Here is a 21,208-nt window from a genome sequence, read left to right as displayed (position 1 = left end):
CCAGAAAAAGCCGGCCTCCGCTCCTGGAGCGGAGGCCGGAAGGCCGATCAACCCGAAACTGATTTCGACCCGATCACCAAAGACCGCGCACCGCGGGAGCAGGCTTGGGTGCTTCGGGAGCTTCAGCGGTGTAGGCCGCAATGCAAGCCGGGGTGTTCATGTACCAGCTGAGCAGGGAGGTCGCCCGCTGGCTATTGGACGCATCGCTCACATCGCACACCTTCATGGCGCCCTGCAGACGCTGATCGGTGGGCAGATTCGACATCATGCCGTAGCTCGACAGCTTGCCATCGGCCGAGTCGAGAATGATCGCGCTGCGCACGGCCTGAAGGCTGTGGCTCTGGCTGTAGTAGGGGGTGTAGTTGTTCTGCTGAATGCTTTCAGACAGGAACTGTTCACCCTTCTCGGAATAGAGGAAACGGGCCACGGCAGCCACGTCGACGTCGTATTCCTTCTGCAGGCCAGCCTGCAGCTCATCGCGTGACCAGCCCGAAAGATCCTTCAGATCCTTGGGAACCGGGTTGTCGATCACCTCAGTGCCGCCCAGGGGCAGCAGGGTGTTGGAGCGAACAAAACCCTGAGTGACAGCGCGAGCGGTCTGGGTGGGGAGACCTTGCTGGATGAAGGTGGGAGCGCCGTAGCGCACACCAGCCTGATCGGAATTGATGGTGGTAGGCCCTTGGGGAATGGCCTGGGCCGAGAGGCCTGCGAGCAGGACACCAGCGCCAGCCAAGGGGAGGAGAACCTTGCGCATGGTTGTGCAGAGGATGACTCTCCCGGTATGGCGACGAGGACCGTCCGCCATGGGCCATCTGCGGGTTGATTTAAGAATCGGTTATCGAAAAACAGGGAGCTGGCTAACGCAGCCGTTCAACTGCGCTGTCCCGCGCCGCGGCGTGCGGGGAGCTCCAGGGCGGTCCATCCGGGGGGACAGTGCAGAGCATCGCGCTCGTAGCGGAAGGCGGCGGGTTCGCCGCGACCACTGCAGGCCACACCACGAGGCACGTTGTCTTCAGCCTGCACCTGAGCCACGTAGCGCTCGTCGCCACCTCTGGGAATCAACATCAGCTGCACCTGGTCGGGGGCTTCGCGGATGCGCGCCTCCATGCCTTCCGGGGTCTCCAGGCCCAGCACGTCGAGATAGCCGGTGAAACTGCCCCAGAAGTAGCGGGTGATCTGGCCGCCCACAAACTGCCCCAACGCCTCCGTGGCTCTGGCGCGGCCATCCTGCAGGGCCTCCTGGGCAGCCAGATCCGCCAACACCCGATCGGTGGATGCACCGGTGCGCATGGCCAGAGGCGGCAACAGGCGCCATTGGGCCAGCCCGGCCACCCCCAACAGGCTCAGCAGAGCTAGCACGCTGCAGCGCAGGGCCATGGGCATGGGGGGCCTGCTCAGACCTGGGAACGGCCGGACGTTAACCCCAGATCGCCTGTTCAGCTGCCTCCCCCACCACAGCGCACAACCAGCCGTTACGACGCTCACACACGCTGCGCGGTTGCCAACCCTCAAGCAGATGCTCCAGGCGCTGGCGATCAGCGCACCATCGCCAATGGCGCAGGTCCGAGGCCAGGCTGCTGCGTTGCCATTTGATGGCGGCCTCCTTGCGCACCCAACTCTCGAGCACCTGGGCCGCTCGCTGCGGCGGAGCGAGACGTTGCAGCTGCAACCACTCCTGCGACGGGAAAAACCGACGCGCCAGCAGCTCCGCCTGAATCCGCCGCTGCTGCCACTCCAGATCCACACCAATGGGCCAGTGCGACCAGGCCAAGAGCAGCTGATCCCGGCTATGGCTCAGGCTCACGCAACCCAACCCCTGCTCGAGAGTTGGGGCCTGCCCTGGGGGACTGTGCAGCGGCACCGCCTCAGGCCGCAGCTGCAGCAGCTCGGCCAGGCGAACGCGCAGGTGATGGCGGCTGGCGCGGTAGCGCTGCTGCACCGCCGGTGGCAGCACGGCACTCCAAGCCTGTTCCACCGCGCTGATCGCCCAGGGCCCCGCCTCATCCAGCGCCAGCGGCTGCAGCCACACCCGCGGCGCTGCGCTCAACGCGCCCCTTAGGCTCCCGCCATTGTGTTCAAGCCCGGCCATGGCTCTGCAGATCGGTGATGCCGCCCCTGAGTTCACCCTCCCCAACCAGAACGGCGAGCCGGTGAGCCTGGCCAGCTTCAAGGGCCAGCGCGTGGTGATCTACTTCTATCCCAAGGACGACACCCCGGGCTGCACCAAAGAGGCCTGCAACTTTCGCGATCAGTGGTCAGCCTTTGAGCAGCACAACATTGCCGTGCTCGGCATCAGCAAAGACGGTGCAGCCAGCCACAACAAATTCATCACCAAATACGAACTGCCCTTCACCCTGCTCACCGACGCCGAGCCCTGCCCGGTGGCGGAGAGCTTCGGCAGCTATGGCCTCAAGAAATTCATGGGCCGTGAATACATGGGCATGATGCGCCACACCTTTGTGGTGGATGCAGACGGCAAGATCGAGAAGGCCTACACCAAGGTGAAAGCCGAAACCATGGCCGACGACATCTTGCGTGATCTGGGCCTGGCCTGAGCTCAGCGACACCCACCCAGCAGCGGCAGCGCGGCCATCGCCTCCAAGGCCAGATTCGGCGCGTGCACTGGGTTGAGGTGCTGCTCTTGCAGGAGCGGCAGCAGCCGCTCTGCATCACCGCCTGTGAGCCACAGCTGTGCGCCCTCGGCGGAAGCCGCGGCAACAGCAATCGCTGCCGCCACGGCGCGGCGGCAGCCTTCATCCATGGCAGCGGCCGTGGCGGAAGGCCAGGCCGATTCCGCCTGCGCGGGATCACCCCCAACGCTGCTCACAGCGGGCAGCTGGGCTGTGGCAGCGGCTAATGCTCTGAGCTGCAATGCCACCCCAGCACTGATCAAGCCACCGGCAAAACAACCCTCCGGATCCACCCGCGTGAGGCTCAACGCGGTGCCGGCATCGGCCACCAGCACGGCCTGACGCTGCTGCCGCCACGCCCCCCAAGCCACCAGCGCGCGATCGATTCCTAGCCAGGGGGGCAAACCCTGCAACGGCACATCCACCAAACCAACCCTGGGGGCTGAGGCGACAGCCCCACCGCGGGGCACGGATCCCACGGCCGCCCAGGCCTCAAGGTCGGGTGATTCCACCACCTCTCCGGCCGGGCCATGCCAACACTGCAGCCCCTGGCCGCTGCGCTCGGCCCAATGCCAGCGGCTGTTGCCGATCAGCAACAACCGCCCCACTCAGATGCCCTCGCCGGCCATCCCGGGCAGATGGATGCCGCATTCCTGCTTGAGCCCGCCGAAGCGGGTGGCCCGGCCGCTGAGGCCGCCATCATCGGGACCACTGGAATGCCAATCACCCACCGTGGAGTAGCCCTGCTCAAACAGGGGATGCTGCGGCAAATCGTGCTCCTGCATGTAATAGAACACGTCTTTATTGGTCCAGGCGAGCAGCGGCCGCAGGGCCCAGCGACCACGCATCTGCGCCAGGGGCTGCATCGTGCTGCGGTGATCGGTCTGCCGGCCTCGAACCCCGCTGGCCCAACAGCGCACCGCCAGCGTGTCCAAGGCGCGATCCAACGGCTCCACCTTGCGGATGCGGTGGTAGGTCTCCATGTCTTCGACGCGGCCGGTTTCCCAGAGGCGGCCGTGGAGCGCTTCCATGCGCGCCGGGCTGAGCTCGGCCTGGGCCACATGCACCTGAAGCCCCAGGCGCTCGATCAGGTTTTCGGCGTAGCGGTAGGTCTCCGGCGGCAGATATCCCGTATCCACCCAGATCACAGGCACCCGGCGATCCAGCTGGCTGATCAGATGCAGCGACACCGCCGCCTGAATGCCGAAGCTGGTGGTGAGGGCAAAGCCATCGCCGAACTGCTCTAAGCCCCAGCGCAGCCGTCCGAGCGCATCGAGGGATTCCAGCGCCTGACAGCACTGCTGCTCATCCAAAGCGGCTGGGGAAGTGGCCGGGGTGCTCGTCATCGACCCATCCTCCAACGCCAGGGGAATCGCTTCCGTTGCCACAGCTGCTGGTTAGGGTTCGCGCAACACCATTTGCCCGATCGCAGCCGTGCCCTCAGCCGAGGCCGAACAGCAACCTGTTGTGGTGGTAGGAGGCGGTTTCGGCGGTCTGAGCGCGGCCTTGCAGCTGGCGGCTTCTGCGGCCCACGTGCCGGTGATGCTGATTGAGCCGCAGGAGCGCTTCCTATTTCTGCCTCTGCTCTATGAGCTGCTGAGCCAGGAGTTGCGGCGCTGGGAAGTGGCCCCGAGCTACAGCGAACTCCTGGCTGGCAAGGGGGTGGTGTGGCTACAGGATCGCGTTAGCCAGATCGACACCAGCGCCCAACAGCTGTGCACCGAGAGCGGACAACGGATCGCCTACAGCCAACTGGTGCTGGCCACCGGCGGCAAACCCACCAGCTATGGCATTCCCGGCGTGTCGGAACACTGCCTTGGCTTCCGCAGCCTGGCGGATGTGGATCGCCTGCAGCAGCTGGTGCAACGGCTGAAGCAGCAGCAGCGGCCGCTGCAACGCCTCGCCATCGTGGGGGCAGGCGCCAGTGGTGTGGAGCTGGCCTGCAAACTCGCGGATCTGCTGCAGGGAGCAGCTGTGGTGGAGCTGATTGAACAGGGGGAAGAGCTCCTGCCCGCCTCCCGCTCCTTCAATCGGGAGCAGGCGCAGCAGGCCCTGCTGAAGCGCGATATCCGTCTGCGCACGGGCACACGGGTGATGGCGGTAAGCGGCACGGGCGTGAGCCTGCAACGGGGCAACAGCAGCGAAACCCTCAGCTGTGATGGGGTGATCTGGACCGGGGGTGTGGTGGGAAGCGTGCCCGAACTCACGCCGGCCCTGGCTCTCGACAGCCGCGGCCGGCTGCCTTGCCACGGCGATCTGCGTGTGGTTGGCGCGGAGCACGTGTTTGCCATGGGCGATGCCGCCCTCTGCCCGGATGCCAGCGGCGAAGCCCATCCGGCCACGGCCCAGGTGGCCTACCAGCAGGCCAGTTGCGTGGCGGCGAATGTGCTGCGCCAGCGCCGCGGCGAGGAGCTTCAGCCCTTCATCTGGAGCGATTTAGGCGAAATGCTGGGGTTGGGGATCGGCCAGGCCAGCCTGACCGGCATGGGAATCACCCTGGCGGGCACCGCAGCCTTTCAATTGCGGCGCCTGGCCTATCTGGCCCGCATGCCGGGGCTGCAGCACCAGCTGCGGGTGGCCGGTGGCTGGCTGGCCGATTGGTTCTGACGCACCGCTCAACCACTGCCTCGATGACCGACGCGCGCCGCCCCAAAGGCCTGCTACTCGATGCGATGGGCACCCTGATCGGCCTGCGCCGTTCCGTGGGCAGCACCTACGCCGCGTTCGCAGCGGAACACGGGCTGAACGTGGAGGCCCCGGAGATTAACGCCGTGTTTCCGAGGTTGTTTCGCGCGGCACCACCGCTGGCCTTCCCAGGCTTGGAGGGCGAGGCGCTGCTGGAGGCGGAGCAGGCCTGGTGGGTGGCGCTGATCGATGGCTGCCTCCAGGCCTGCGGCCATGAAGGCCCACTCCCGGAGGGCCTGGGGCCAGCCCTCTTTGCCTATTACGCCAGCGCCGAGCCCTGGCAGGTGTACGAGGACGTGGCGGAGCATCTGCAGCGGTGGCGCAGCGCCGGGCTCAAGCTCGCGGTGGTGAGCAATTTCGATCAACGGCTGCACGGATTGCTGGAGCAGCTGGAGCTGGCACCGCTGTTGGATGCGGTGGTGGTGTCATCGGCGGTGGGGGCAGCCAAGCCCGACCCGCGGCCTTTTACGCGGGCGCTGGAGCTGCTGGCGTTGCCGGCCGACGCGGCCTGGCATATCGGCGACAGCCCCGAGGATGAAGCCGGTGCCCGGGCGGCAGGCCTGCACTGCGTGCTGATCCAGCGGCAGCAGCCCGCCGGTACCCCAGGCGGAACACCTCCGTGAAGCAAACCGCCCTCCTGGGCCGCACCGCCGGCCTACGTCCCGCCCAGACACGCCGCCTGGAGCGTCTCAGCCACCGGCGTCACCCTGAAGCGTTTGGCGCGGATCTGCTCAGCCTGCAGCGGCTGGCCGCGGAAAGCTGCGAACTCGAACTGCCCCTGAGCCTCGTGATCGATGGCCGAGGGCTCTGCCGGCTGCTGTGGGTGGGCCCGCTAGAGCAATCCGGCCGGCTGCTGGAGCGCCTGCCCGGGGGGCCGCGCCGGCAAGGCAGCGACCTGCGCCTGATCACCTGCGTGGGCCGCGCCAAGCAGCTCGAACCCCACGGGAGCGAAGCGGTGGTGGGGCTCGATCTCGATCCCCAGCTCTGGCTGCGCTACGCACAACAGCCCGGGGCGGGCGGCCTCTGGAGCGCCGCGGCCTATCTGCCCGGCGGCGATCCCAGCCACCCCTGGCAGCAGCAGCACGAAGCCGACCTGAGCGAGCTCTGCCAGTGGATCCCGCCGGAGCGCCCCACGCTGCAGCCCCGGGCCATCCAGCCAAGCGGCATCGAGCAGGTGATGTTGCTGGTGCTCAGCCCCTCCGATCCGGAAACAGCCCGGCGTGAGATCGCCGAGCTGGAGGGGCTGGTGCGCAGCGCCGGCTCCAAGCCGGTGGGCTTGGTGGTGCAGCGCAAGGCATCAGGCTCGCCGCAAACCCTGTGGGGAGAAGGCAAGCTGCGCGAGGCCGCGCTGGAAGCCCGGCGCTTGGGGGCCTCACTCGTGGTCACCGACCGCGAACTCACCCCCGCCCAGGCCCGCAACCTGGAGCGGCTGCTGGATTTGCCGGTGAGCGATCGCAGCGAACTGATCCTCGACATCTTTGCCCAGCGGGCCGCCAGCGGCGCCGGACGCCTGCAGGTGGAACTGGCGCAGCTGCGCTACCGGCTGCCCCGGCTGGTGGGCCGCGGCCTGAGCCTTTCGCGCCAGGGCGGCGGCATCGGCACCCGCGGCCCCGGTGAAACCCAGCTGGAGAAAGATCGCCGCGCCATCGCCCGCCGCATCGACAAGCTGCAGCGCGACGTGCAGAAGCTGCGGGAGCACCGGGCCCGCATCCGCAGCGGGCGCCACGGGCTGCAGCGTTTTGCCTTGGTGGGCTACACCAACGCCGGCAAAAGCTCCTTGCTGAATGCCCTCAGCAAGCCAGCCGCTGGCGAAGCCGTGCTGGCGGAGAACAAGCTCTTCGCCACGCTTGATCCCACCACCCGCCGCATCAGCCGGCCCGATCCCGCCGGCGGACCGCCCCAAACCCTGCTGCTCACCGACACGGTGGGCTTCATCCGCGCCCTGCCGCCGCCGCTGGTGGAGGCCTTCCGCTCCACGCTGGAGGAAACCCTGGAAGCCGATCAGCTGCTGCTGGTGGTGGATCTCTCCGATCCGGGCTGGGCGGAACAACTGAACACCGTGCACACCATCCTCGATGAGCTGGGCAGCGACACCCCGCGCCGGCTGATCGGCAACCAGATCGATCGCTGCCCCGCGGAAGCGCTGCAGCAGGCCCGCACCCTCGATGGCCAGGTGCTGTTTGTGTCGGCCACCGGCGGGCTCGGTCTGGAGGGGCTGCGCGACTGGCTCTTCAGCGAACCAACGCCGTTGACTTGACGTCAGTTGCCGCCCTGGCTATGTCAACATCTGGCCTCCTCCCATGCCGGCTCATGGCGCTCCAACTGGGCGACACCGTCCCCGATTTCACCCAGAACTCCCAGCTGGGCCCGATCAACCTCTACGACTTCGCTGGCGACAGCTGGGTGGTGCTCTTCTCCCACCCCGCCGACTACACCCCGGTGTGCACCACCGAGCTGGGCGAAGTGTCGCGCCTGCGCTCCGAGTGGGAGAAGCGCAACGTGAAAACCATTGCCCTGAGCGTGGACTCCGCCGAGAGCCATGGCGGCTGGATCTGCGACATCAACGAAACGCAGAACACCACGGTCGACTACCCGATCCTCGCCGATGAGGACAAGAAGGTGAGCGATCTCTACGGGATGATCCACCCCAATTCGCTCAACAACCTCACGGTGCGTTCGGTCTTCATCATCGACCCGAACAAGAAGCTCCGACTGCAGATCACCTACCCCGCCAGCACCGGCCGCAACTTCCAGGAGATCCTGCGGGTGATCGACTCCCTGCAGCTCACCGACCACCACCAGGTGGCCACCCCGGTGAACTGGAAAGACGGCGACGATTGCGTGGTGGTGCCCTCCATCCCCACCGACGAAGCCCGCAGCAAGTTCCCCAAGGGCGTGACCGAGATCAAGCCTTACCTGCGCATGACTCCGCAGCCCAACAAGTGAGCCACTGAGGCTCGCCCCATCACCCAGGCCCCCGGAGAATGACCGGGGGCTTTTTTGTGGCCATGCGGGTGTTGGGTCTGATGAGTGGCACCAGCGCCGATGGGGTGGATGCCGTGCTGGCGGAATTCAGGGGTCCGCCGCGGCGGCCCCGCTGGCGGCTGTTGAGCCGCGCCACCGTGCCCTACCCGCACGATCTGCACCTGCGGCTGATCGCCGCCGGCCAGGGCCAATCGATCCAGGCAGCCGATGTGATCGAACTGGGGGAAGCACTCACGGAGGTGCAGGCCGCCGCGGCCCGGGCCTGCGATCCAGCCGGCAACGCCGAGCTGGTGGGTTGCCACGGCCAAACCCTTTGGCATCGGCCGCCCCAAGACGCCCGCCGCGGCAGCAGCTGGCAGCTGCTGCAGGCCCCCCTGCTGGCCCAGCTGCTGCAACGGCCGGTGGTGTTCGACTTCCGCGCCGCCGATCTGGCGCTGGGGGGCCAGGGGGCACCGCTGGTGCCAGCCGCCGATGCCGCCCTACTGCCGGCCATCGGTGGCTGGCGAGCCCTGCTCAACCTTGGCGGTATCGCCAACCTCACCCTGCTGCCGCCGCAGGCGGGGCCCGATCGCGGCGCTGCGGTGCAGGGCTGGGATTGCGGCCCTGCCAACACGCTGCTGGATCTGGCAGCCGCCCAGTTCAGCGGCGGGGAGCGGCGCTTCGATGCCGGTGGCGCCTGGGCAGCCCAGGGCCAAGTGGATGAGCCTCTGGTGCAGCTGTGGCTACGAGAGCCCTATCTGCAGCAGGCGCCCCCAAAATCCACAGGCCGGGAGCTGTATGGCCAGATGGATCTGGAACGGCGCCTCGAGGAGCTGGAGCTCGCCGCCCGGCGGCGGAACCAGCCGCTCGAACCCGCCGATGCCCTGGCCACCCTCACCGCCTTCACCGCTGCCGTGGTGGCCCAGGATTTAGCCCGCGGTCCCGCGGTTCTGGAGTTGCTCGTCGCCGGCGGCGGCGCCCGCAACACCACCTTGATCACGGCGCTGCGGCGCCGCTGCCGCGGCCTGCAGCTGCGGCCGCTGGCGGAACTGGGCATCGGCGACAGCGACCGTGAAGCCCTGGCCTTTGCTCTCCTGGCCTGGTGGCATCAGCGCGGCGTGAGCGGCTCGCTGCCCTCGGTGACGGGCGCGGCAAAGCCAGCGGTGCTGGGGGTGTGCGCCCGGCCAACGCGCTGAAGCGCCAGATCACGATCCACCACGATGCGCGGGCAGAAGCGGCCGGCGTTCATAGGGTGAGCCCATCGGCTAGCAAGCCCATGAGCGCCGGCAACGCCCCCGCCCTCTACGAGCGCATCCGCAGCGATCAGCAGCTCACCCAGGAGCTGTTCCGCCAAGCCCTGCAGGACCCTTCAGGCGCCCTCAGCCGTATCTGCGAGCTGGGCGACGGCTGGGGGCTGCCCGTAAGCCGCGACGAGGTGAAGATCCACCTGGCCAGCATCGACGACCCTGAAACCAAGCAGTGGCTGCTCAAGGCCCGGGGCGGCCTCTAGGGCACTGCGGCGCGGCCGGCGGTCGGCCCCCATCCAGCTGAAGAACAGCCAGTAGCTCACGATCGCCAGGCCGGCTGCCACCACTAGGGCCGCCACCTGTTCGAGTCGCTTCACCATGGCGCCGGGCTGTGCGGGGACAGAAAACAGTCTGCAGGGCCGGACCTCCCAGGGGAGATGATGCAACCAGGACCGGGCCCCAGGCGCCCTCCACTGCATCTGTCTTGCTCCGCCTCGAACGCGTCTCGAAGATCTATCCCACCGGCGAGGTGCTGCGGGATGTCACCTGGGAGGTGAAAGCGGGCGATCGCATCGGCCTGGTGGGGGTGAACGGTGCCGGCAAATCCACCCAGATGCGGATCATCGCCGGGATGGAGGAGCCCAGCAGCGGCCAGGTGGTGAAGCAGGGCGATCCGCGGATCGTGTATCTGCAGCAGGAATTCGATGTGGATGTGCGCCGCACGGTGCGGCAGGAGCTGTTTCAGGCTTTCGGCGAAGCCGCTGAGGTGCTGAACCGCCAGCGCGAGGTGGAGGAGGAGATGGGTTCGGAGAAGGCCGCCGAGGATCCCGATCACCTCGATGCGCTGATCCGTGAGCTGGGCAGCCTGCAGAGCCGCTTCGAGAGCCTGCATGGCTACGAGCTCGATGCCCGCATCGACAAGTTGCTGCCCACGATCGGCTTCACCCCAGACGGCGCCGAGCAGCTGGTGGGCGACTACTCCGGCGGCTGGCAGATGCGGATCGCCCTGGGCAAGGTGCTGCTGCAGGAGCCGGATCTGCTGCTGCTCGATGAACCCACCAACCACCTGGATGTGGAAACGATCCAGTGGCTGGAGGATTACCTGGTGGGTCAGACCTGCCCGTTGGTGGTGATCAGCCACGACCGGGCCTTCCTCGATCGCGTGTGCAATCAGATCGTGGAAACCGAGCGGGGGATCTCCCGCAGCTACCTGGGCAACTACAGCCAGCACCTCGAGCAGAAGGCGCTGGAGCGCGAAGCCGGCCAGGCCGCCTTTGAGCGCCAGCAGAAGGAGCTCGCCACCCAGCAGGCCTACATCGATCGCTTCCGCGCCAGCGCCACCCGCTCCACCCAGGCGAAAAGCCGCGAGAAGCTGCTCGACAAGGTGGAGCGCATCGAGGCGCCGATCGAGAGCGTCAGCGGCCCGCGCTTCCAGTTCCCGCCAGCCCCACGCAGCGGCCGCCTGATCGCTGAAATCAAAGACCTCAGCCATAGCTACGGCGAGCAGATCCTGTTCCTGGGGGCGAACCTCGAGGTGGAGCGGGGCGATCGCATCGCCTTCGTGGGCCCGAACGGCGCCGGTAAATCCACCCTGCTGCGCCTGGTGATGGGCATCGAAACACCCGACGAGGGCTTCGCCGGCCTAGGCGAGCACAACGTGATCGCCGGCTACTTCGAGCAGAACCAGGCCGAAGCCCTGGATCTCTCCAAAACGGTGATCGACACGCTGTTCGAAGCGGTGCCCGACTGGACCCAGACCCAGGTGCGCTCCCTGCTGGGCAGCTTCTGCTTCAGCAACGACGCCGTGTTCAAGGAGGTGGGCAAGCTCTCCGGCGGCGAGAAAGCGCGGCTTGCCCTGGCGCTGATGTTGCTGATGCCCTGCAATCTGGTGGTGCTCGATGAGCCCACCAACCACCTCGACATCCCAGCCAAACAGATGCTCGAGGATGCCCTGATCGAATACGAAGGCGCGGTTCTGGTGGTGAGCCACGACCGCTATTTCATTTCGCGGGTGGCCAACAAGATCGTGGAAATCCGCGACGGTGAGCTGGCGGTCTACCGCGGCGATTACGCCTACTACCGCGACAAGAAGGCAGAGGAAGCTGCCGCCGCTGAGGCCGCTCGCCAGGCCGCCGAACAGGACGCCAAGCGCAAGGCCAACCGCGACAAACAGAAAGCGAAAGCCGAAGCGCGCAAACAGAAAGCCGCCTGATCCCAGCACCGGAGCCAGCCACCGCTCAAAACAACTTCACACTTCCCTAGGCAAGAGAACTCATTGTTCTTGGCTTGGACGCAAGACGTTCATACGCTGATGACTTCCCCCCTAGAGGTCTGGCCATGGGCATCGTTCCGCATCCCTCCAATGCCGCCGCCAGCACCACCACAGGAGCTGATTTCCTCGCCATGGGGCTCACATCCTCCGGCGTGAACGGTGTCGATCCAGTGGAAACCTATTTTGAGTGCATCACCGCCTGCTCCATCGACGATGGGGAGTGCGTCACCCAATGCGTAGAAGTGCTGCGCGAGGCCGAGAGCTGATCCGGCTCACCGGGAGCGCATCAAGGTGGAGAGCTCCACTGGCGTGACCTGCAGCTGCAGGGTCTGGCCCTGCCGCTGCAGTGTGAGCTCCATCGGGCGCCCCACGCCATTGCGTTCCACCAACTGGGTGAGTTGAGCGGGGTTGGTCACGGGCTGGCCATCCACCGCCGTGATCCGATCGCCGGGCCGCACCCCCACCCGCGCCGCCGGGCCACCTGGCATCACACTGCGCACCACCGCACCAGGCACGGGGCTGCCGCTGGCGTTGCGCACGGCATCCAGGCCCACACCAATCATTGCGTGGCTCACGCTGCCCTTGCTCACCAGCTGCTCGGCCACCGTGCGGGCCCGGTTGATCGGGATCGCGAAGCCCAGGCCGGCTCCCGGTCCGGAACGCACCAGCGTGTTGATGCCCACCACGGCGCCATCAGCGTCGAGCAGCGGGCCGCCGGAATTTCCCGGATTGATCGCCGCATCGGTCTGAATCAGCTCCAAGCGCTTGTCGGTGATCCCGAGGGAGGCGGCATTGCGGTTGAGGCTGCTCACGATGCCGAGGGTCACGGTCTGATCCAGGCCAAAAGGATTCCCCACCGCGATCACCCACTCACCCACCTGCAGGCTGTCGGAGTTACCCAAGGGCGCCACGGGCCAGGAGCTGCCGCCCGCCAGCTGCACCACCGCCAGATCGGTCACACGGTCGGCCCCCACCACCGTGCCCTCCACCCGGCGGCCGTCGCTCAGCCCCACCATCACGCGCGTGCTGCCCTCCACCACGTGGGCGTTGGTGAGCAGCAGGCCGCTGCTGTCATAAATGAAGCCACTGCCCTGACCCCGCTCGGTGCGCTGGGAAGGCGGGATGGTGCCACCACCCTGCGGCAGCCCAAAGAACTGCCGCAGCATCGGATCCATGAACGGGAAGGGCGGCAGGCTCTGACGGCCCGGCACCACCACCGTGCGCTCGGTGTCGATCGTGACCACCGCCGGCCCCGTGCGCCGCACGGCCTCCGCCACAAAGGATTGGCGCGAGAGCACCGCACTCGCTGCTGACGATTGGGCCAGGGCCGGCGGCAGGGCCACGCCAGCCAGGGCCGCAACGAGGGCCAAAGGCAACACCCGGGAATGCACAGCAGCCATCGCAGGGGAACCGGTGGGCTTCGACCGTACGCAGGTTTGTGGTGGGGGCAAAGGGGCCGCGCTGGTGGATTTCCCCACCGCAACTGGCCTAGCCGCGCGATGATGGGGCACACGACTTGCACGCCGGCCCATCGCTTCCCTCGCCGGGACCCTACCCATGATCTCCGAGTTCTTCGCCAAGCTGCTGCCGCTGGTCTACGCGGCCTGCTTCCTCGGATTGCTCTGGCAGGCCTTCCGGATCATGGGCCGCGGATTTGCTGCAGTGCCCCGCCCGGGCGATCAAAACCGCATCCCCAGAGGCGATCGCACCGGCCGCCTCACCATCCACCCCGAGCTGCTGGATGCCGATGGTCAGCTCACCCGCGACGACCTCCTCACCGTGCGCTTCGGTGGTGATCAAGAGCAGCCCGCCTCACCGAACGACCCCAGCTGAGCCCGCACGGGCCCTCCAGCTGGTACAACCGTTGAGTGCTTGTGGACACAGCGGAGGCTGAGTGGAGCAAAGAACCCGGATCGTGGCTGCGGTGCTCAAGGCCATCAAGCTGCCCCCCCGCTTTCAGCTGAAGCTGGTGAAGGAAGATCCCGTGCGTCTGGAGCTGATCCTCACCCCGGCCTATGGCAAGCAACCGATCTTGGTGGGCATCGTGGAATCCCAGGATCTGGTGGCCCGCCGCGACCGTGAGGGCCGCGTCCCCAGAGATTTACAAGGCACCTGGGATTGGACCGTGCGCCACGGCAAGGTGAACACCGGTGGCTGGAACCCCTACCTGAAGGAAGCCCTCCAGACCATGTTTGAAACCGGCCTGCCGGCCATCGTGTACGAAGAAACCACCGGCGAGGTGTATCACCCGGTGGACGGTGCCCGCCACGTGCGCTGAGCCCGCCGCTTCACCCACACCAGCCCGTGCCCCTACCGATCGAGCCGCTGCTGCCTGAGCTGGTGCAGCGGCTCCCCGCCGGGGGCACGGTGTTGCTGCAGGCGCCTCCAGGGGCCGGCAAAACCACCCGCGTTCCGCTGGCCCTGCTGGAGGGCTGCCGCGGCCGCATCCTGATGCTGGAGCCCCGGCGCCTGGCCGCCAAGGCGGCCGCCGAACGGCTCGCCTCTGAATTGGACGAACAGGTGGGCCAACGCGTCGGATACCGCGTGCGTCTGGAGAGCCGCGTGTCTGCCAGCACCCGCCTGGAGGTGCTCACCGACGGCCTGTTCCTGCGGCAGCTGCAGGCCGATCCGGGCCTGGAGGGGGTGGGCTGCGTGATTTTCGACGAGTTTCACGAACGTCGCTGCGAGGCGGATCTGGCCCTCGCTCTGTTACGCGAAGCTCGCGAGCTGCTGATGCCGGAGCTGCGGTTACTGGTGATGTCCGCCACGCTCAACCTGCAACCGCTGGTGGAGCAATTGCCGGAGGCCGCGCTGCTCACCAGCGAAGGCCGCAGCCACCCGGTGGACATCAGCCATCAACCACCTCGGGAGCGGGAATCCCTGCCAGGCCAGGTGGTACGCGCCCTCGAGGCCCACTGGCTCGATCAGCGGGAGCCCGGAGACACGGTGTTGGTGTTCCTGCCCGGCCAACGGGAGCTGCGCCTCTGCCAGGAGGCGATCGCCGCCACCAGCTGGGGGGGAAACCTGGAGCTCTGCCTGCTGCACGGCAATCTGCCCCTGGCCGAACAGAGCCGCGCAATCCGCCGCGCCAACGGCCCCGGCGGAAAGGTGGTGCTGGCGACGGCGATCGCCGAAAGCTCACTCACGATCGAAGGCGTCAGCCTGGTGATCGACAGCGGGCTCAGCCGCCGCAGCCGCTTCGATCCGGTGAGCGGCATGGAGAGCCTGGTAACCGTGCCCGCCAGCCTGGCCAGCGCTGAGCAACGGGCCGGCCGCGCCGGGCGCTTGGGCCCAGGCCGCGCCCTGCGGCTGTGGAGCCCGGCGGAGCAGAACCGCCGCCCCGCCTTCGACCCTCCTGCGGTCATGGAGGCCGACCCAGCACCGTTGGTGCTGCAGCTCGCCGAATGGGGAGCTGGCCTCGGAGAGACGCTCCCCTGGCTCGAGCCACCACCCCAGGCCCACCTCAAGGAGGGGCAAGGGCTGCTGCATCAGCTGGGCGCCCTCGAGGTGAACGGCACCCTGAATGCCCACGGCCGCCAGCTGGCCAGCCTGGGGGTGCATCCAAGGCTGGCGCAACTGCTCCTGCGGGCCCGCGAGCTGGGAGCCGAAGAACTGGGCTGCAGCTTGGCAGCACTGCTGAGCGAACGCGATCCTCTCTCGCAGCAGGAGGCTGGCTGCGATCTGATGCGGCGGCTCGATTGGTTGCGGCAACCAGGCCGCGATCCGCGGCGCCAACATCTGCAGCAACTGGGACAGCAGCTGCGGCGCCAGCTGCCGCCCAGCTCGGGCCAGAGCCCCCCCGCTGAACCTGAAACCGTTCTGGCCGCCGAGCTGCTGGCCCATGCCTACCCCGAACGCGTGGCGCTGGAGCGCACGCCCGGCTCTGGGCGCTACCTCACCCGCAGCGGCCGCGGCGCCGTGCTGCACCCCAGCGACCCCCTGGTGGGCGCTCCAGCCCTGGCCATCGCCGCCGCCGATGGCGGCAGCAGCGATGCCCGCATCCAGCTGGCCCTGCCCCTAGCCATCAGCAGCCTCAACGCCCTGGCGCACACCGCGGGAGACGAGCAAGCGCAGGTGTGCTGGGATTCCCAGCAGCAGCGCATCCGAGCTGAGCGGGAACTGCGCCTGGGGGCACTGGTGCTCGAGCGCCGCCCCTGGCCCGAAGCACCAGCAGCTGTGCTGCGCGAAGCCCTGCTCACCGGCCTAATCGAACTGGGAATCGAAGCGCTCCCCTGGGACGCTGGCAGCCGCCAACTGCAGCAACGCCTGGCCCTGGCCCAGCGGGAATTGGGAGATCCCTGGCCCGACCGAAGCCTCACGACCCTGGCCGCTGATCCGGCCAGCTGGCTGATCGATCAACTCGACGGTCTTCGCAGCCGCACCGATCTACAGAACATCAACCTGGAGGAAGCCCTCTGGAGCGGCCTGGCCTGGGAGGCGCGCCGCGAACTTGATGCGCTGCTTCCCCAGAACCTGCCCATCCCCTCAGGCCGGGAGGCACGGCTGGATTACAGCAGCGGCGAACCGGTGCTGGCGGTGAAACTGCAGGAGCTATTCGGCGCAGCCAGTACCCCAACGGTGCTGGGGGGCCGGCTGCCTGTCACGGTGCATCTGCTCTCCCCGGCCGGCCGACCTGCGGCCATCACCCAAGACCTGGCGGGCTTCTGGAGTGGCGCCTATCTGGAGGTGCGCAAAGAGCTGAGGGGCCGCTACCCCCGCCACCCGTGGCCGGATGATCCCGCCAACACGCCCGCCACCGCACTCACCAAGCGCGCCCTCGAACGCCGTCAGTCCCAGAGGTGATCAAAGCCGAAATGGCGTAAGCCTTCGGCAATGCCGGCACATCCCTCTGCTGCAGCCAGATACACCGAGGGCAGGCGGGGCAGGTGCTCCTGCAGTGCGGGTTCAGCGTTGGCCACCATCACCCCCTTCAGGCCGGTTTCAAACATCGCCAGGTCGTTGAGGGTGTCACCGGCTGTCACCACGCAGGCGGGATCCACATCCAGCCATTGCAACAGGGCCAAGAGTGTGGTGCCCTTGTTCACGCCACTGGGGAGTAGGTCGAGATAACGGTTGTCGGAGAGGAGGCAATCCACACCATGGGCCTCGAGTTGCGGGATCAGGCTGTGATCGAAGGCCGCTGGGTCGACGTAATACGCCAGACGTCGCTCGGAGTGGAGGGGTTGGGGCGCCAGACCAGGCTGCCCCTCCAGCAATGGCAGCAACCGCTGTTCCTTGCCCTGCCAAAGCGCCTCGATCGGATCCACCGCCAACGGCACCGGCAGCAACGACTGGCCGCAGGCCACCGTGCAACCCACATCACCAATCACCAGATGGGGAGCAGCCAAACCGATCGGCTCATCCTCTGCCAACACCCTGGCAATGGAGCTGAGGTCGCGGCCGGTGCAAAACACATGCAGCACCCGTTGTCGCTGCTCCGTCAACCATCGGTAAAAACGGCGCCGCTCAGCGGTGGCGCCCCCCAGCAAGGTGCCATCGAGGTCGGTGACCAGCACGAGCTCAGGCGCCTCCGGCAAGGGGGCAGAGAGCTGACTTTGCAACAACGCACGCGACACGGCCGATGGCGATCAAGTGGCGACAACCGTATCGCCGAACACCGTCAAGCAGCCCACATGTTTCGTTACAGTTCAAGCGTTCGCGTCTTACCGATGCCTGACTCCACTTCAACATCTGCGCGCTTCGGATTTGTGAATTTCGCCGAAACCTGGAATGGCCGTCTGGCCATGCTGGGCTTCACCATCGGCCTCGCGACCGAACTGCTCACCGGCCAAGGCATCCTCGGCCAGATCGGCCTGGGCTGAAGCCTTCACGCCAACCCCAACCATGATCAGCGCCTTCTCCTGCGAGGGGGCGCTTTTTGATGGGTCAAACTGGCAGCACACCACCCGCAGGTCCCCTGGCCCAGCTTTTTGCCAAGAACCGCCGCGATGGCGCCCGGATGCTGAGCAGCGGCATTGTGATCACCAGCGTGGGCTGGATTCGCATCGACCATCCTGCGGGCCAAGCCGTGGCCGTGCTCGGCAGCCTGGTTTGCCTCTATTGGTGGAGCTGCTATCGCCGCCTGGAGCGGTGAACGGCGATCCAGGGCTACCGCGCTACAGCGTTGCCGAACTGAACCAGGCGATTGCCTCGCTGCTGGAGCGAGGTTTTGCGCCTCGCTTCCTGCTGGAGGCGACCGTCTCGCGGCCGCAGCTCAAAAAAGGCCACCTCTGGCTCACCCTGGTGGATGAGCAGGCCTCGATTTCTGGTGTGGTCTGGGCATCGCAGCTGAACAAGCTCAGCTTTCAGCCCAGCGAAGGGGATGGTGTGCAGGTGGTGGGCAAGCTCAATTTCTGGGCGAGCCGCGCCAGCTTGTGCGTACAGATCCTCGATCTGCGTCCCAGCCTGAGCGCTGTGCTGCGCCAATTCGAGCGCGTGCGCGCCCTGTTGGAACCCGAGGGTCTGCTCGACCCGGCCTGCAAACGGCCGCTGCCGGCGATGCCCGCGGCGATTGCGCTCCTCACCAGCGTGCCCAGTTCTGCGCTGGCCGACATGCTGCGCACCGCTCAGGAGCGCTGGCCAGCCACACGCATCCATGTGGTGCCGATTCCAGTGCAGGGTGCCGTCGACGAGCAGATCCGCGCACGTCTGGCGGAGGTGATCGCCCGTGCCGATGAGCTTGGGATTGAAGCGCTTGTGCTGGCCCGAGGCGGCGGCAGCCGGGAAGATCTAGCAGTGTTCGACAACGAAGCCTTAGCCCGCGATCTGGCCGCCTGTCCGCTGCCCGTGGTCACGGGGCTGGGCCATGAAGACGACACCACCATCGCGGATCTGGTGGCCGATTACCGAGCCGCAACCCCCACCGCAGCGGTGGTCGCTCTTTTGCCAGACCGCCAACACCTGATGCTGGCACTGCAACAGCAACGCGCCCTAGTCCGGCAAGCCGTGAGCCACCGCCTACAACAAGAACGCTTCCGGCTGACGGCGATCCGGGAGCGCTTAGTGGCCCTGCATCCGCGCCAGCTCCTCGCCAACGCACGCCACCAGCTGGAGCAACGGATCGAACTGCTGCAGGCCCTCTCACCCCTGCGGCTGCTGGAGCGAGGCTTCGCGCTGCTGCATGGTGGTGATGGGCAACTGGTGCGCTCTGTGCAGCAGGTAGGCAGCGGCGATGTGCTGCAAGTGTTGGTGGCAGACGGCAGGATCAACACCGTTGTGCAAACCACGGAACCCGGTGCTGATGGCTGAGCCCAAACCCAAGCGCAAGCGCAGCGCCCCTCACGCCGCCGATCCATGGCACGCCGAGGTGGAGGCACTGAGCTTCAACGAGGCCCGAACGGCCCTTGAGCTGGCGATGGCCAAGCTGCAATCAAGCGAACTCGAGGTGGAAGAGATGGCAACCCTCTATCGCCGAGCCGAGGCCTATGCCAACCGCTGCAGCGCAGTTCTCGAAGGCGTGGAGCAGGAAGTGATCCAATGGGACACAACCAACAGGTAAGCACCGCTATGGAGATCAACACCGCGCCCAAACCCTGGCTGGCCTGGCTGTATCTGGCGCTGGCGGTCGCTGGGGGCGTGCTGCCGTGGATGGCCAACCTGGACTACATGCGCGACTACGGCTCCAGCTTTGATCTCGAGCTGTTCATCGCGCTGGCCAATGCCAACCCGGCAGCGCAATCCCTCTCCCGAGATCTGCTGGTGGGTGCCTCAGCAATCACGATCTGGATCATTGTGGAAAGCCGCCGGCTACAGATGCGCCATCTCTGGCTTGTGTTGCTGAGCTCCGTCACGATTGCGTTTGCCTTTGCCGCGCCCTTTTTCCTGTTTCTGAGGGAACGGCGGCTCGCCGAGCTGGCCCGGCAAGCCGGAGGAACCGATGGCTCAGCGATCGCCTGACACGTCGCGTACCTCCACATCAATCACGGCAGAACTAGCCGGCTGATCATTGGTCACGCTGGTTTGACCGTTGGCATTCAACAAGCTCGTCCCGCAGGCGGGACAGACGCTGGCGCCCAGGCTCGGTGTCCCGCAGGCAGGACAGGTAATCAACCGGCGCCGGAACCACTGCCAAGCCAGGAAGCCTGCACCGGCCAAGACCAGAGGGCCAAACACCAACAACAGTGCAAAACCCTCGAGCACGTCCACAAACAGACGCCCGGTGAAACCAGGGGCCAACAACAGGAACCCGATCACCAGGATCCACAACCACGGAATCGGGCGTTGCATCAGCGGACCTCTGGGATGGCAACCCCATCTTCAGGGCAGATCAGGCGCAGCGGAAGCACGCCACTGTGCGGATGCCTCAACCTCACGGCGCCGGCTGACCACCACGCTTAACGCCGTACCGAAGTACACCACCAAGCCCACCAGCCAGACCCACAAACTGAGCAGCAAGACACCACCAATCACGCCATAGGCCTGAAAACGCGAGCCAAGCGAGAGCAAGCTGCGACCAAGCACCACGTTGAAGATGGTGAGGACCAAGCCAATCAACAACGAGCCAGGAATCAGCGCTCGCACCGGAACATGACGCGTCGGCAGGATGGCAAGCAGGGCAAATGCCAAGCTGCAGGCGATCAACAGCGACAGGCCAAAGTCGACAGCCATCGGCACCGGTGCCCAGAGGTGCAGCCAGGAGGGCAACCAGCTCTGCAGCATCAGACGCCAACTCCCAGGACTGAGCAAGCGCAGATTGGTGGTGAGTTGGTCCAACACCACGAAGAAGCCGATCAATGTCACCAAGGCAAGCGCCTCGAGCCGAGCCCGAATGAACCGCCAGACCGGCCGCATCCAGTGGTCAATCGGTAGCAAACAGGGTCGAAACCCCCATAACCGATCCGCACCACGCTGGAGACTCAAATAAGCATTGGTGGATGACACCAACAGGAAGCCAGCACCTACCAAACCAGCGCCGGTGCCCTGGCGAATGAGCTGATTCAGCGTGCTTCTAATCACCGGAATCACAGACGCAGGCAGCACCTGATCCGCCAATTCCAAGAGCTGCTCAGACACATTATCCGCACGCCCTAGCACGCGACTAGCGACGCCCAAAGCAATCAACAGGATGGGGAAAATCGATTGGAGCGTGTGATATGCAAACGCAGCACTCAGATCCACGCAATCTTCACGATCCCAGAGCCGATAGGAACGCCAAAACAAGCGCACCAGAGAACGCCACCAACCAGACCGCTGCATGGAAATCCTGGGGCACCGCTCCTGACCCGACGCTACAGCGTCAGCTCCTTTCAGCCAACAAAAAAGCCACCCTTTCGGGTGGCTTCTCTGTCTCATCACCTCAGCTGCTGATCAACAGCAAGCTTTGAGGCGTGAGCTGGTTGGAGCAAAGAATGTTTTACCTGGCATCGACCTATTTTCTCAGGGGGCTACCCCCCAAATATCGTCGGCGCTGC

At 66.4% G+C, this 21,208-nt stretch carries 26 protein-coding genes; 17 read left to right on the top strand and 9 right to left on the bottom strand.

Annotated elements, in window-relative coordinates:
- Window positions 1–73 precede the first annotated feature (73 nt).
- The 3 genes from KUL97_RS06870 to KUL97_RS06860 form a co-directional block, all read right to left on the bottom strand.
- Window positions 74–754, bottom strand: a complete 681-nt coding sequence (locus KUL97_RS06870) for an alpha/beta hydrolase (RefSeq protein WP_217796236.1) — start codon at window positions 752–754, stop codon at window positions 74–76.
- A gap of 116 nt (window positions 755–870) precedes the next feature.
- Window positions 871–1,383: a hypothetical protein gene (locus tag KUL97_RS06865; protein WP_254896292.1), complete on the bottom strand. Its 513-nt coding sequence runs from the start codon at window positions 1,381–1,383 to the stop codon at window positions 871–873.
- Between the two features lie 34 nt (window positions 1,384–1,417).
- Window positions 1,418–2,047: a 4'-phosphopantetheinyl transferase superfamily protein gene (locus tag KUL97_RS06860; RefSeq protein WP_217796235.1), complete on the bottom strand. Its 630-nt coding sequence runs from the start codon at window positions 2,045–2,047 to the stop codon at window positions 1,418–1,420.
- 40 nt (window positions 2,048–2,087) lie between these two features.
- Here KUL97_RS06860 and bcp point away from each other — a divergent pair, with 40 nt between their 5' ends.
- Window positions 2,088–2,555: a thioredoxin-dependent thiol peroxidase gene (gene bcp / locus KUL97_RS06855; RefSeq protein WP_217796234.1), complete on the top strand. Its 468-nt coding sequence runs from the start codon at window positions 2,088–2,090 to the stop codon at window positions 2,553–2,555.
- 2 nt (window positions 2,556–2,557) lie between these two features.
- Here bcp and KUL97_RS06850 read toward each other — a convergent pair whose 3' ends face one another.
- Complete coding sequence (locus KUL97_RS06850) at window positions 2,558–3,226, bottom strand: type III pantothenate kinase (protein WP_254896291.1); 669 nt, start codon at window positions 3,224–3,226, stop codon at window positions 2,558–2,560.
- 12 nt (window positions 3,227–3,238) lie between these two features.
- The gene (locus KUL97_RS06845; protein ID WP_217796232.1) at window positions 3,239–3,976 is read right to left on the bottom strand and encodes a phosphoadenylyl-sulfate reductase; all 738 of its coding nucleotides are present in this window, start codon (window positions 3,974–3,976) and stop codon (window positions 3,239–3,241) included.
- Between the two features lie 88 nt (window positions 3,977–4,064).
- Here KUL97_RS06845 and KUL97_RS06840 point away from each other — a divergent pair, with 88 nt between their 5' ends.
- From KUL97_RS06840 to KUL97_RS06805, 8 genes are all read left to right on the top strand, one after another.
- On the top strand, window positions 4,065–5,237 hold the full coding sequence (locus KUL97_RS06840) for an FAD-dependent oxidoreductase (RefSeq protein ID WP_217796231.1): 1,173 nt from the start codon (window positions 4,065–4,067) through the stop codon (window positions 5,235–5,237).
- A gap of 23 nt (window positions 5,238–5,260) precedes the next feature.
- The gene (locus tag KUL97_RS06835; protein WP_217796230.1) at window positions 5,261–5,938 is read left to right on the top strand and encodes an HAD-IA family hydrolase; all 678 of its coding nucleotides are present in this window, start codon (window positions 5,261–5,263) and stop codon (window positions 5,936–5,938) included.
- A complete protein-coding gene (gene hflX, locus KUL97_RS06830; RefSeq protein WP_217796229.1) occupies window positions 5,935–7,572 on the top strand; it encodes a GTPase HflX in 1,638 nt (545 codons plus the stop codon). The genes KUL97_RS06835 and hflX overlap by 4 nt, the downstream gene beginning before the upstream one ends.
- 53 nt (window positions 7,573–7,625) lie before the next feature.
- Complete coding sequence (locus KUL97_RS06825; RefSeq protein WP_217796228.1) at window positions 7,626–8,261, top strand: peroxiredoxin; 636 nt, start codon at window positions 7,626–7,628, stop codon at window positions 8,259–8,261.
- Window positions 8,262–8,323: 62 nt separating this feature from the next.
- Window positions 8,324–9,475 carry an anhydro-N-acetylmuramic acid kinase gene (locus KUL97_RS06820; protein ID WP_217796487.1) on the top strand — a complete coding sequence of 384 codons (1,152 nt, stop codon included), beginning with the start codon at window positions 8,324–8,326 and terminating at the stop codon, window positions 9,473–9,475.
- A gap of 80 nt (window positions 9,476–9,555) precedes the next feature.
- Window positions 9,556–9,789, top strand: a complete 234-nt coding sequence (locus tag KUL97_RS06815; RefSeq protein WP_217796227.1) for a hypothetical protein — start codon at window positions 9,556–9,558, stop codon at window positions 9,787–9,789.
- Window positions 9,790–10,010: 221 nt separating this feature from the next.
- On the top strand, window positions 10,011–11,738 hold the full coding sequence (locus KUL97_RS06810; protein ID WP_217796226.1) for an ABC-F family ATP-binding cassette domain-containing protein: 1,728 nt from the start codon (window positions 10,011–10,013) through the stop codon (window positions 11,736–11,738).
- Window positions 11,739–11,863: 125 nt separating this feature from the next.
- A complete protein-coding gene (locus tag KUL97_RS06805; protein WP_217796522.1) occupies window positions 11,864–12,064 on the top strand; it encodes a hypothetical protein in 201 nt (66 codons plus the stop codon).
- Between the two features lie 6 nt (window positions 12,065–12,070).
- On the opposite strand, the gene KUL97_RS06800 is transcribed toward KUL97_RS06805, so the two are convergent.
- A complete protein-coding gene (locus KUL97_RS06800) occupies window positions 12,071–13,198 on the bottom strand; it encodes a trypsin-like peptidase domain-containing protein (protein ID WP_217796225.1) in 1,128 nt (375 codons plus the stop codon).
- A gap of 157 nt (window positions 13,199–13,355) precedes the next feature.
- Here KUL97_RS06800 and KUL97_RS06795 point away from each other — a divergent pair, with 157 nt between their 5' ends.
- From KUL97_RS06795 to hrpB, 3 genes are all read left to right on the top strand, one after another.
- On the top strand, window positions 13,356–13,631 hold the full coding sequence (locus tag KUL97_RS06795; protein ID WP_217796224.1) for a DUF2973 domain-containing protein: 276 nt from the start codon (window positions 13,356–13,358) through the stop codon (window positions 13,629–13,631).
- A gap of 61 nt (window positions 13,632–13,692) precedes the next feature.
- Complete coding sequence (locus KUL97_RS06790; RefSeq protein ID WP_217796223.1) at window positions 13,693–14,076, top strand: hypothetical protein; 384 nt, start codon at window positions 13,693–13,695, stop codon at window positions 14,074–14,076.
- A 26-nt stretch (window positions 14,077–14,102) separates the two neighbouring features.
- Window positions 14,103–16,601 (top strand): ATP-dependent helicase HrpB, encoded by a 2,499-nt coding sequence (gene hrpB, locus KUL97_RS06785; RefSeq protein WP_217796222.1) that lies wholly within the window; start codon window positions 14,103–14,105, stop codon window positions 16,599–16,601.
- On the opposite strand, the gene KUL97_RS06780 is transcribed toward hrpB, so the two are convergent.
- The gene (locus KUL97_RS06780; RefSeq protein ID WP_368656112.1) at window positions 16,586–17,374 is read right to left on the bottom strand and encodes an HAD family hydrolase; all 789 of its coding nucleotides are present in this window, start codon (window positions 17,372–17,374) and stop codon (window positions 16,586–16,588) included. The genes hrpB and KUL97_RS06780 overlap by 16 nt on opposite strands.
- 93 nt (window positions 17,375–17,467) lie before the next feature.
- Here KUL97_RS06780 and KUL97_RS06775 point away from each other — a divergent pair, with 93 nt between their 5' ends.
- From KUL97_RS06775 to KUL97_RS06755, 5 genes are read left to right on the top strand one after another with little or no spacing between them, the layout of a single operon-like run.
- The gene (locus tag KUL97_RS06775) at window positions 17,468–17,620 is read left to right on the top strand and encodes a chlorophyll a/b-binding protein (protein ID WP_010304750.1); all 153 of its coding nucleotides are present in this window, start codon (window positions 17,468–17,470) and stop codon (window positions 17,618–17,620) included.
- Between the two features lie 59 nt (window positions 17,621–17,679).
- Entirely contained in the window at window positions 17,680–17,892 is a 213-nt protein-coding gene (locus KUL97_RS06770) for a hypothetical protein (RefSeq protein WP_217796221.1), read from the top strand.
- Window positions 17,889–19,046 carry an exodeoxyribonuclease VII large subunit gene (gene xseA / locus KUL97_RS06765; protein ID WP_217796485.1) on the top strand — a complete coding sequence of 386 codons (1,158 nt, stop codon included), beginning with the start codon at window positions 17,889–17,891 and terminating at the stop codon, window positions 19,044–19,046. Before KUL97_RS06770 ends, xseA begins: the two co-directional genes overlap by 4 nt.
- Window positions 19,039–19,296, top strand: a complete 258-nt coding sequence (gene xseB / locus KUL97_RS06760; protein WP_217796220.1) for an exodeoxyribonuclease VII small subunit — start codon at window positions 19,039–19,041, stop codon at window positions 19,294–19,296. Before xseA ends, xseB begins: the two co-directional genes overlap by 8 nt.
- Before the next feature lie 8 nt (window positions 19,297–19,304).
- Complete coding sequence (locus tag KUL97_RS06755; RefSeq protein ID WP_217796484.1) at window positions 19,305–19,694, top strand: DUF2834 domain-containing protein; 390 nt, start codon at window positions 19,305–19,307, stop codon at window positions 19,692–19,694.
- On the opposite strand, the gene KUL97_RS06750 is transcribed toward KUL97_RS06755, so the two are convergent.
- Window positions 19,680–20,024: a zinc ribbon domain-containing protein gene (locus KUL97_RS06750; protein WP_217796219.1), complete on the bottom strand. Its 345-nt coding sequence runs from the start codon at window positions 20,022–20,024 to the stop codon at window positions 19,680–19,682. The two genes, KUL97_RS06755 and KUL97_RS06750, sit on opposite strands and share 15 nt — an antisense overlap.
- A gap of 30 nt (window positions 20,025–20,054) precedes the next feature.
- Window positions 20,055–21,089 carry a YihY/virulence factor BrkB family protein gene (locus KUL97_RS06745; RefSeq protein ID WP_368656111.1) on the bottom strand — a complete coding sequence of 345 codons (1,035 nt, stop codon included), beginning with the start codon at window positions 21,087–21,089 and terminating at the stop codon, window positions 20,055–20,057.
- Window positions 21,090–21,208 lie beyond the last annotated feature (119 nt).

Origin of the sequence: Synechococcus sp. HK05, assembly GCF_019104765.1 — a bacterium.
Lineage (GTDB): Bacteria > Cyanobacteriota > Cyanobacteriia > PCC-6307 > Cyanobiaceae > Vulcanococcus.
Note: the sequence above shows the minus strand (reverse complement) of the source record. Positions and strands in the feature narration are given on the sequence as shown.